9 protein-coding genes are annotated in these 10,730 nt (G+C 59.3%); 2 read left to right on the top strand and 7 right to left on the bottom strand.

Translation table 11 applies throughout. The features are described from left to right. Window positions 1-295 precede the first annotated feature (295 nt). Both FHX08_RS30515 and FHX08_RS30510 read left to right on the top strand, forming a co-directional pair. Window positions 296-607 carry an FCD domain-containing protein gene (locus tag FHX08_RS30515; protein WP_184328134.1) on the top strand — a complete coding sequence of 104 codons (312 nt, stop codon included), beginning with the start codon at window positions 296-298 and terminating at the stop codon, window positions 605-607. A 167-nt stretch (window positions 608-774) separates the two neighbouring features. After that, window positions 775-1,092, top strand: coding sequence for a hypothetical protein (locus FHX08_RS30510; protein ID WP_132658465.1), 318 nt, complete (start codon window positions 775-777; stop codon window positions 1,090-1,092). 39 nt (window positions 1,093-1,131) lie between these two features. On the opposite strand, the gene FHX08_RS30505 is transcribed toward FHX08_RS30510, so the two are convergent. The 7 genes from FHX08_RS30505 to FHX08_RS30475 form a co-directional block, all read right to left on the bottom strand. Continuing rightward, window positions 1,132-2,688: an ethanolamine ammonia-lyase reactivating factor EutA gene (locus FHX08_RS30505; RefSeq protein ID WP_207896914.1), complete on the bottom strand. Its 1,557-nt coding sequence runs from the start codon at window positions 2,686-2,688 to the stop codon at window positions 1,132-1,134. Beyond that, on the bottom strand, window positions 2,637-3,875 hold the full coding sequence (locus tag FHX08_RS30500; RefSeq protein WP_132658466.1) for a cupin domain-containing protein: 1,239 nt from the start codon (window positions 3,873-3,875) through the stop codon (window positions 2,637-2,639). The genes FHX08_RS30505 and FHX08_RS30500 overlap by 52 nt, the downstream gene beginning before the upstream one ends. A 148-nt stretch (window positions 3,876-4,023) precedes the next feature. Continuing rightward, complete coding sequence (locus FHX08_RS30495) at window positions 4,024-5,529, bottom strand: ethanolamine ammonia-lyase reactivating factor EutA (RefSeq protein ID WP_207896915.1); 1,506 nt, start codon at window positions 5,527-5,529, stop codon at window positions 4,024-4,026. Window positions 5,530-5,595: 66 nt separating this feature from the next. After that, window positions 5,596-6,816 carry a hypothetical protein gene (locus FHX08_RS30490; protein ID WP_207896916.1) on the bottom strand — a complete coding sequence of 407 codons (1,221 nt, stop codon included), beginning with the start codon at window positions 6,814-6,816 and terminating at the stop codon, window positions 5,596-5,598. 123 nt (window positions 6,817-6,939) lie between these two features. Next, window positions 6,940-7,797, bottom strand: coding sequence for an NAD(P)-dependent oxidoreductase (locus FHX08_RS30485; protein ID WP_132658468.1), 858 nt, complete (start codon window positions 7,795-7,797; stop codon window positions 6,940-6,942). A 36-nt stretch (window positions 7,798-7,833) separates the two neighbouring features. Then, a complete protein-coding gene (locus tag FHX08_RS30480; RefSeq protein ID WP_132658469.1) occupies window positions 7,834-9,627 on the bottom strand; it encodes a thiamine pyrophosphate-binding protein in 1,794 nt (597 codons plus the stop codon). 69 nt (window positions 9,628-9,696) lie between these two features. After that, entirely contained in the window at window positions 9,697-10,701 is a 1,005-nt protein-coding gene (locus FHX08_RS30475) for a tripartite tricarboxylate transporter substrate binding protein (RefSeq protein ID WP_132658470.1), read from the bottom strand. Window positions 10,702-10,730: the final 29 nt, after the last annotated feature.

Genomic DNA, 10,730 nt, shown 5'->3' with positions numbered 1-10,730 from the left:
TCCATACTCAACTGCACAAATGAGCGGGCCATTCCATCCTCCTGAAATCATGGCCATTATTGTCTTCGTTGCATTTGAAATTGGAATCTGCCCCCCTTACATACGCAGATCGCATAATCTATGTTATGGAACTGAAATACGCGCCTGAAGAATCCTAAACAAACTATTGATCTGTCTGCATTTCTGGCTGTATCTGCTGCCGCCTCACCGGCTGCTGCGCCGAGATTGCGACGCCAGCCCGGTTGCGGCACCTGCGCGATATCGAAAATCTCGAAGATGCTGTTGCCGCAGGCGAATGACTGACGCGCCGACCGCAACTGCGACTTCCATACCTGTTTTGGCAAAATTTCGGGAAATACGAGGCTGTCAGCATCCGCCGCCGCCATCACAACCTATTCGAACCATCCGCTTGCGTTACGGCTTTCCCGCCGCCCGAATGGATGGCATTATCGCCGAGCATCCTGCAATCATCGAGGCGATTGCACCAAGAGATGTCGCTGCAGCCGATCAGGCCGCCCGCATCCACTCACTGAACTCATGCGATGACATGTTGAAGCGATACCAAGGCTTCGCCTCCGTCGAAGGACAGGCGGATCAGGACGCCTGAAACAGCAGCCGGAAACGCGTTCGGGCGTATCGCAGTTTCAATTGTGAGTGCAATTGTTCACCATTTCCTGAGAAGGCAAAGCTGGTTGACGCGCCATTGGATGATCTGGCAAGCAATTTCAGATAATAGCAGAGGCATCGATAGCGGAATTGCCTCGGAGTCATATCGTGAAATCTCGATTGCCGTTTGCGTTATTGGTTTCAACATTTGCGCTGGTCGTCAGCTCGACACTGACTTCGGCCGCAGGCTGGCAAACAGACACTGAAGGCACCTCCCATTGGCATGCGTCACCGCCGGTCGGGCAGTGCAACGTCAGCCGCGCTAGAAACAGAGCGATCCGCGCCGGCATCTACCGGAGCGAAATCGTCTATCGTGATGAGAATGTGCTGACCTTCAGAGGGTTGACGCTTAACGGAGATCGTAAAGAGATCACCTTCGGAAATGAGCCAAGCTGTCCGGAATTGGAATCGAGAGACATTCCGTAGATGTGGCGCAGCGGCTTGATGCTACCGCCGCGCCATCACTTATCCGCCGCTTCCGAGCTTCTTGTCAGGAAACACAAGCGACTTGATGACCACGGGCACCGCCCCTGATGTTTCCAGCATGGCGCCGATATCGATGAAGTCGAATTCATCGAGTTTAATGCCGTCGATCGAGACGAGCGCTGATATGCCCGCTTCCAGCTTGCAATGCATGCCAACGAGGCCGCCGACATCGCCATTACCGACGAGGATCAACGGGTGACCCTGCGAAAGGACCGGGGCGAGACCTTCGATCACGCCACGGCAGAAGCCGTCGAGCCGGCGATAACTTGCCGACCCTTCCCAGTCGTAGCAGACAGCAACCGGGCTTTCGCCGTTGCCGAGATCGAGCCGCGACAAGGATTCGGTGATACGGGCGGCGACATCGGCCGGTTCGATCCTTTCGGCGAAATCGATCGCCGGCTTGATCACCGGGATGTTGCGTACCGGCAGAAGCTCGAGCGGGTGAACGAAGATTGTGCTACCGCTCACCTGAACCGTATATTGCGAAGCGCCGACGACAGTGGCGCGGATGCCCTGCTCCGGCTTTTCAAGCCGCGGGGACCAGCGCTCCAGCCTCTCCCGCAACAACTGCGCAAGCAGCGGCCCAAGGTCGCTGAAGCTCTCGGGCGTGTCGGAATAGAGGAATTCGGAGACGCCGCCGGATACCGTCACGACATCGGGCAAGAGCCCTGCCGGCAAGTGCGGCAGGCGATGCAGCCCGATCATCTCTTCGCTCATCGCCCCGCCCTGCATGGCCTCGAACAGTCGGTCGACCATCGCAGAGGCGAGGATCCGCGCATCGGCATCGGACAGTGTTTCGCCGATTGCCACCTTAATGCCGGTCTTGCGGCCAAAGTAGCGGCCGGCCTCCTCGACGCGCGTAATTCTCCTGTTCTCATCGAAGGCGACGATGCGCGCGCCGATGTCGATGGCAGCGATGTGGCGGATGGTGCCTTGCGCACAGTAAGCAAGCTTGGACGTGCCGCCGCCGATATCGACGTTCAATACGGATTGCTGGCCACGCCCTGAAAGCGCGACAGCACCTGAACCGAAGGCCGCAAGCGTCGTTTCCAGTCCGTCACCGGCGCTGACGACCACAAACTTGCCGGTCTCTTCCGAAAAAAGCGTGCCAATCGCCCGCGCATTGCTGCGACGTACGGCGACGCCGGTGAGGATCAGCGCGCCCGTGTCTATATCGGCGGGTGTGATGTCGGCCGCCTTATACTGATCGGCAAAAAAGGCGCCGAGCGCATCCGCATCTATTTCGTCCTCGCCGCTATAGGGCGTCAAAAGCACGTCTGACTGGTGTAGCAGCGTACGCTCTACGACCATGTAGCGCGTATCGAGCCGCTCCAGCACAATGCGGGAGAAAGCGAGATGCGAAGTCGAGGAGCCGATATCGATGCCGACGCTGACCAGCACGATCTCGTCCTCGAGTTCCATGCTGCGGCCGATATTCGAAAAGAATATCCGGCCGCCCTGTTCTTCCTCGTCGTCGGACATGATCAGACGACGGTCGACTTCTTTGCCGTCGTATCGGCCGGCTTTTCGTACCATTCCGGCTTCATGCGGATCTCGACGCCGTTCTTCTTAAGCAGCGCTTCGTATTCCCGACGAATATAGGGGTCCTCCATCCAGTAGGGGATGGCGGTACCGCCTTCATTGACGTCGATTGCCGTGTAATCCGTATGCTTTTCGCCCGGCGCACCCGGATCGCGGCCGGGATTGTGCGGCCCGAACCAGGCCGTCAGGCGAAATGGATCTTTGGAGACGCTGAAATGCTGGTGATACCAGCGTGCCCCGCCAGGTGCTGCGGTCACCATGCCGAAGGGACCGTAATCCAGACGGCGGACGCGGTCGGCATGGCCATTCTGCCAGGGATTGACGCCGCATTCTTCCGGCCAGGTATAGGTATAGCCCTCGCCCTTCAGGCAGATCAGGATCGCCGCGGACGTGTGGGCATGCGCCTTGGAATAGCGGCCGTTCTCATGCTGGCCGATCCAGTAGTAGAAATTGTTATTGGTCATGAAGGGCTCGACGCGGCGATAGCCGACGGAACGCCGGTTATCGAGCGGCAGGTCGCAATTGACGGCATCTGGCAGGAAGTTGGTGCGGCGCATAGCAAGGCCGCGCACCGGATCCGGCTCGATTTCCTCGCGATATTTGTAGAAGTCGTCGGCACCCGAGAAGCGATCACGGAAGACGAAGGGATTATTATAGACAGCGTCGAAATTCTGAATGGCATTGATGACGACAGGTGCCGTCGTGCCGCCGATCAGCAGCGCAGGGCTGTTGGTGGCGTTGACGATGCGATGCCAGGCATTCATCGGGATCGAGAACATCGAGCCTTCCTGCCATTCGAAGACGTGCTTCTTGCCCTCGCCTTCCAGCCAAACTTCCGTCGAGCCGCGGCCTTCCGCGACGAGGTAGATTTCCTCGTACATGTGCTTTTCCGGGTTGAGTTCACCCGCTGCCGGAACTTCGACCAGGTGACAGCCCCACTTGGTTTCGGTGCCATAGAGCTGAATATACGTGCCGCGACCGCCGGTGCGCTTCCAAGGCTTCAGCGGCAGGTTCTTAACGTTGGAAACGCCGAGATCGCGGAAGACAGGAATGCCCTCTTCCTCCATGAACTGATCATAGGGCGTCGGCTGCTTCTTGAATTCGCCGAAGCCTGCCTTCTTCGTGCCGGCAGGCTCGTGCCAGTGCGTGCCTGTGCCGCCGCCAAGTGGATCCTGATGCATGGGTTTCTCCTCTCAATACGAGGCCGCCCCGGGCACTTCTGCCCAAGGCGCTCCTCCCAACTTAATGTTCCTCCATACAGAACATCGTTCCAATTTAAACTCAACGTACATCTGCCCGCCCTGCAAATCAAGGTCGGGCTGACATCCGTCACGAAAACAAAAGCGACTTGATCACGACAGGCACGACGCCCGGCGGATTGATGAATTCGCCGAGATCGACGAAGTCGAGTTCTTTCAACTGCACGCCGTCGATCGAGACCAGATGCGGCCCGATCTTCAGCTCGCGATCGAGGATGCGGCCAAGTGTGAGACCGATGTCGCCATCGATCACGAGCACGAGCAATTCATCGCGCTGCCCTTCAGGCGCAGCAAACATCTTGATCGCTTTGGCAAGTTTGAGAAGCCGCGGATAATCGGGTAGACCGGTGAAGGTAAAGGCAAGCGCGAGAGGTGCAGCAATGTCGCTGTCGCGGCGCGCGGCACCAGCGGCAAAGGCCCTGGCGATCGCCTCCGCATCAACATTTTCAGGCACGGCGTGGCCGAGATGGACGACCGGGATGTTATGAGACGGCAGGCCTCTGTCGCCGCTGCGATACATCGTCTTGCCGCTCACCTGTACGGTGAACTGCGAGGCACCGATAACCGTCGCGCGGATGCGTTGTCCGGCATCGACGATCGGAACGCTGAGACGTGGCGTCAGCTGCGAAACGATCTCCTTGGCAAGCATCTGGGCGATATCGCCGTGATCGGCCGTCTCATATTCGAAGATATATTCCGAGACCCCGCCCGAGAACGTGACATAATCCGGCCGAATGCTGCGTTCCAGCGGCTCGGTCAGCAGCAGCTTTTCACCGAGCGTGTCGAGCGGTGCACCGAGGATCTGATCGACGGCCGCGGCTGCAAGCCTTTTTACGATCGCCAGCCGCACCTCCGGCCTCGCGACCGTTTCGGGATCGGTCGAAAGGCCTAGCTCAGCGGCGACGAGTGCTGCCGATTCATCGACACGCGCCCACGTGCCCGTCTTGTCCCGCGCGACAAGACGTCCACCGACTGCAAAAGCCGCGACATCCAGAATTTCGCCCTTGCTGATCAAAGCAAGCTTCGTTGTGCCGCCGCCGATATCGACATGCAGCCCGCAGGCATTGCGCTTCTTGGAAAGCTCCGTTGCACCAGAGCCGTGTGCCGCCAACATGCATTCGAGCTTGTGGCCGGCTGTCGCGCAGACAAATCGACCGGATTCACTGGCGAAGATTTCGTCGATCGCCCGCGCATTCTTCTTCTTGATCGCCTCGCCGGTCAGGATCACCGCGCCAGTATCGATATGGCTGCGCTTGTAGCCAGCATCTTCATAACAATGCGCGAAGAAGTGCCGGAGTTCCTGGGCATCGATCGTGCCGTCAGGCAGAAACGGCGTCAGCAGGATCGGCGAACGCCAGACCACCTGCCGGTCGATCACCTGGAAGCGGCTCGACAGCTCTTCCGTCTCGCGCCGCATAACGACGCGAGCGAAGAGCAAATGAGATGTCGAACTGCCGATGTCGATACCGACGGTCAAGAGCTCAACAGTCTCCTGCTGCCATAGCCATTCGGATATGACCCGGCGCTCCTCTTCGGAGAGGTCGCCATGCTCGTGGTCGAAATCGAGATCGTGCACTTGAGGCCATTCCCTTTGCATGTCCCTGAGCCGCGCGATTCCTGCGCGGTTCGCCGGCAGGGTTTGTCAGCTTGCCGGGCCGGCGAGGATCGGGGTCTTGATAACACCGGTCAGGCTTTCCTTTGGCAGGGCCATGATAGCCGGCTCGTCGAAGATGTCACCCATGGCGGAGGGCACGCCCGTTTTCTGCAGTTCCTCGAGGAACTTGCGATGGACGCGCGGATCCTGATCCTCGTACTCGATTTGGCGACCACCATCCTTGACGGAAGTGGCGCCACCGCCTTCAGCACTCTTACGACGCAACGAGATGAAAGGATAACGGCGGCTGCCGAGCGAGCAGGCGACATAACGTGCGGGCTGATCGCAGGTGTTGAAATGCTGATGGTACATCCAGAAGGGCGGCGTGTACATGAAGCCGTGACGCCAGGGGATCTCCTTGAATTCGGATTCTCCTTCATACCACATCAGCGAATAGCCCTCGCCATCCACGGCATGGACGTGCGTACCGGCCGCATGACGGTGCGCCTTCTTGTAACGGCCGACCGGCATCTGCGATACGTGCGAATGCATCGTGCCGTCAGCCAGCACGAAGTTGACGTTGAGCGAGCCTTTGCCACGGCCATCAAATTCGTAAAGCTTGAAGCTCGTCAGATCGTGGACGAAGTTGGTCTCCCAGACGTTCTGGATCTTGCGGGCGGATTCCGCGCCATAGGTGTAGAGGATGCCCTCGCCCTCGAAATGCTTGGCGCCGCCAAGGCGGTCGTCGAATTCGAAGTCGTTTTCGAAGACGAATTTCAGATTGTGATAGAGGTTGATCGTCAGCGGCGCATCATTGGTGCATGAGAGACGCACAGTTTCTTGGCCGGAGCCATTGTGGAACTGATACTGGCAATTCAGCGGAATGGCGAAAAGCGCCTTCGGACCCCATTCGAAAGTCCGCGTCTCGCCATTCGGCAGCCAGACCGTGGTCGAGCCGTAGCCTGACAGAACGTAGAAGAAGGCTTCATAGAGGTGCTTCACCGGCCGCGTCTTCTTGCCGGGCAGGACTTCGATGACGTAGTTCGCCATGAAGTCGCCCATACCATTGGTATGAGCAAAACAGCCACGGGCGTCATAGCGGTCCCAGGTACCCGTCTCCAGCGCCAACAGGTCATGGCCGTAATCGAAGTGGATCGGGATGCCCTCGCCCTTCGACCAATTGCCATAGGGATCGACCAGAAACTTGGAATTGCCGGGATCGCTGGTCGCAACAGGATCGCTTACGGTTGGCTTTTCACTGACGGACATGATCTCACTCTCGATTTTCTGTTTTGGTTTCGCCACTGAAACTGATGGAGCGGCGGTTCGGCGCAATTGCGGACTGATCCGGCGCGCATGCGCGGGCGCAAATTTCAGTTCGGGGCTGAAGCCTCAGGCGACGCCCCCTTCAGCTGGCGACATGGGCCGCACGGTCTTGCCAAGATAGCTGGCCTCCGGCCCGTAAAGCAGGCCCTTTACGTCATCAGCCTTCAGCGACTTGATGATCTGGTCCACCTGGCCAGCTAGCGGCAGCATGAGACCGCCCTTCTGGGCAAGCTCCAGCGTCACATCCATATCCTTTTCCTGCCAAGTAAAACGCGTCGTGTCCCAGCGGGCGAGCGTTCCGTTCGTGCCCGGGCAGAGAAGCAGGATTTCGCGCATGCGCTGCGCGTCGATGCCATAACGCTTGGCGATCAGCAGCGTTTCGTAATTGGCGACACAATGAACCCAATGCAGCAGGTTGTTGCAGGATTTCGCTATCTGGCCTGAACCGAGTGGGCCGACACGCAGGACGTCACGGCTGTAGCACATCAGTACCGGGCGGATGCGCTCGACATCCTCCTCGCTGCCGCCGCAGAGCGACAGCAGTGTACCGGATTTCGCGCCCGACGCGCCGTAGACGACGGGCGCGTCGACGAGGCCGATGCCCTTCTCCTTGAGCTTCGGCCCAAGCTCAAGCATCGTCTCCGGACTGATGGTCGCAGCAACTGCAATGATCGACCCTTTCATGGCACTTTCGGCAAGCCTCTCGCAGACGTCGATCACCTGCTGATCGGTCGCGACGACGAGAATATAAGCCTCCGCTTCCGAGAGCTCAGAAAGTGCGCCCGCTGCCATGATGCCCTTCTCAGCGGCTGCGGCAAGGCGCTCGGCATCGACGTCGAAGGCGGAAACCTCATGCCCGTGCTCGAGCATGTGTCCCGCCATCGCGAGCCCCATTTCCCCTGTGCCGACTACCGCAACTTTCATACCTGTCTCCTCATATGCGTGTATGCGCTAAAGTGCTCAGCCTTCGTGCTGCGTGACCACGTCGACGAGGGCCGGAATGCCGCTCTTGACCTTGGCGATCGCCCTTTCGAGCGCGGCCCCGATGTCGTTCGCATCCTCGATCGGACCTTCGGCATACCAGCCAAGACCGCGAGCAAGCGTCGCGAAGTCCGGCGCAGGATCGAAGATATCCATGCCGATATAGGCGCGCTCTTCAGGCGTGCCGCGCTGGCGCGCCACGGTGATCTGATGCTCCCAGTCATTATAATAGGCACGGTTGTTGTGCATGACGCAGAGGAACGGCACACGGTGCTTGGCCGCAAACCAGAGCGCGCCGACATCGAACATCAGATCGCCGTCCGTCTGGCAGTCAACGACGAGGCGGCCGGTGCCTTTGTGTGCTAGCGCAACGCCCGTCGCCATACCGATCTGCGTACCCGTACCGAGCGCCTTGCCCGGCCAGCGATATGGCTTATCGAAATCCCAAAGCTTCAGCGCCCAGTCTTCGAACGCGTTGGTGGTCAGCACCCAATCCTCGTTGCGGACCTTGTCCCAAACCTCACTTGCAAGGCGGGCAAGCGTGACGGGCTTGGCATCCCAGTCGTTGCGCGCTTCTTCACGCCATTTGGCACGCTGGGCATCGTGCATCTGGGCAACGGCGCTGGCGCGCTCGGCGATGCGCTTGGCAAGCGCGCTGTTATCCTTGACGCGATCCTTGATCAGCGTCGTCAATGCCGGGATCGCAAGCGCAGTATCAGCCAGCACGCGCTGGGCGGTCTCCGGAAAACGCTGATAGTCGGTTGCCCATTTCGAGATCTCAATGTCGGCAAAGCCGATGTCCAGCCAGTCACAACCCTTCGGGAAAAGCGGTTTCAGCGTTCGGTTGATGCGATCGTTGATGTGGGTGGGGCGTTCCCAATCACGGCAGTCGAGCAGCGTGATCAGATCCGCTTGCTTAAAGACATCCTTGCTCATGCGCATGTCGAGCGGATGTTCGGTTGGGAAATTCAGGCGCCATTGCGTATCGACGACAGGGGCGCCCAGTGCTTCTGCAAGGCCGACCATGTCACTGTAGCCATTCTTGTCGCGACCGACGAATTGCGGCAAAAGCACAGGCCATTCAGCCGAGACCAGACGGTCAGCAGCCTCCTCCAGCGCTTTCGGATCGGGCGCGATGCGGCTCGGCACCTTCGCGGATTTCAGTGAAGGCAGCGCGATCGGCGCTTCCAGCGGCGCTTCCTGAAGGGCCGCGTCGTAACACATATAGATCGGGCCACGCGGCTCCGTCATCATGATCGAATAGGCGCGGGCAAAGCTGTCGACGACGCCGTCGATGCCTCCAGGCTGATAGTCCCACTTCACATAATCGCGGACCTGGTTGCCCTGCACATTGGCGGTATGGGCCCAGTCGACGCGAGGGCGGCGCTTGCCTTCATCCATTGGACCGGTCGCGCCGATCAGGAACACCGGCGCACGGTCAGTGTAGGCGTAATAGACGCCCATCGTCGAATGAAGGAGGCCGACGACGTTATGGACGATAACGGCGAGCGGCTCGCCGGTCGCCTTGGCATAACCATGGGCGATTTGCACCGCGATCTTCTCGTGCTGGCAGACCAGCATCGGCGGATTATTGTCGTTATGGTTGACCAGCGAGTCGTGAAGACCACGGTAGCTGGCGCCCGGATTGAGGGTGATGAAGGGAAAGCCATATTGCTTGATCAGGTCGGCGATGACATCCGACTGCCATGCAGAGGGTACGCCTTCCTTGTTCGCCGTCTTGTCAAGCGCGGCGGTCGTTACCTGGTTGTCCATGCTGCTTTCCTTCAACCGTCTTGAGAAGAGGCCGGGCGGCTTGCCGCCCGGCAATCACACATGGATCGATCAGTCTTCCTTGAGCGACTGCTTCAGGAAGTCGACAACTTCCGGCGTCTGGTTCATGGCACCCTTGACCAGGTTGCCGACGTCATCGCCGATCTTCGGATCGACCGGAACGCCGATTTCCTTAGCCTTTGCGAGGAATTCCGGGTCCGCGGTTGCAGCCGCATAAGCGTCGCGCAGCGCCTTCAGCCGGTCGGCCGGGATATCAGCAGGACCAGCGGTCAGGCGCGAGATGTCGCTCTGGGATTCAACGAGAGCAATGACGCGCTTGGCATCTTCATTGTTGACGAGAGACGAAAGCTGCGGAATGTCGGTTTCCGAACCGCCGATCTGCGCGATTAGCTTGCCGTTGCCGGCATCGACGAAGGGCTGAAACGTCGAACGCGAGCCGATGATGCCCTGCACTTCGCCGCGGCGCATGGCGAGCTGGTCGTCACTGCCGTTATAGCCGGAAACGACCTGAATCTTCAGGCCGAGCGCCTTGACGAGCATGGTTGTTTCGATCGTCGAAGCCGAGCCGACGCCTGCGGAGGCGAACTTGATCGGCTCCTTCAGATTTGCCAGGTCCTCATAGCTGTTGATGCCGGAATCCTTCGATACGACGATGACGCGCGGATCGGAGGAAACCTTGCCGATCCAGGACATCTGGGCGAGATCGAACTTGATGCCGGGGTTGCCTGCGAGCTGGCCGTAGATCAGGCCGGTGTTGAACGTGCCGAAAGTCAAACCATCCGGGTCGGAGGCGTAGATGAAGTTTGCACCGATCAGGTGGCCGGCGCCCGGCATGTTCTGTACGACGAAGGTGGAGCCCGGCAGATGCTTCTGCATGAACTGGGCGACGAGGCGTCCGTTCGTGTCATAGCCGCCGCCAGGGGCGGTTGCCACGATATAATTGACCGTCTTGCCCTTGAAGAAGTCAGGGCCTTCCTGTGCTGCGGCAGATCCTGCCAGCATCACAAGACCGGCACCGAGGCTAAGAGCCGTCGTGCGAATTGCATTGATATTCATAAGTTTCCCTCCCAGTGAGCTCTGTCAAA

Source organism: Rhizobium sp. BK529 (assembly GCF_014194105.1).
Classification (GTDB): Bacteria; Pseudomonadota; Alphaproteobacteria; order Rhizobiales; family Rhizobiaceae; genus Rhizobium.
Note: the sequence above shows the minus strand (reverse complement) of the source record. Positions and strands in the feature narration are given on the sequence as shown.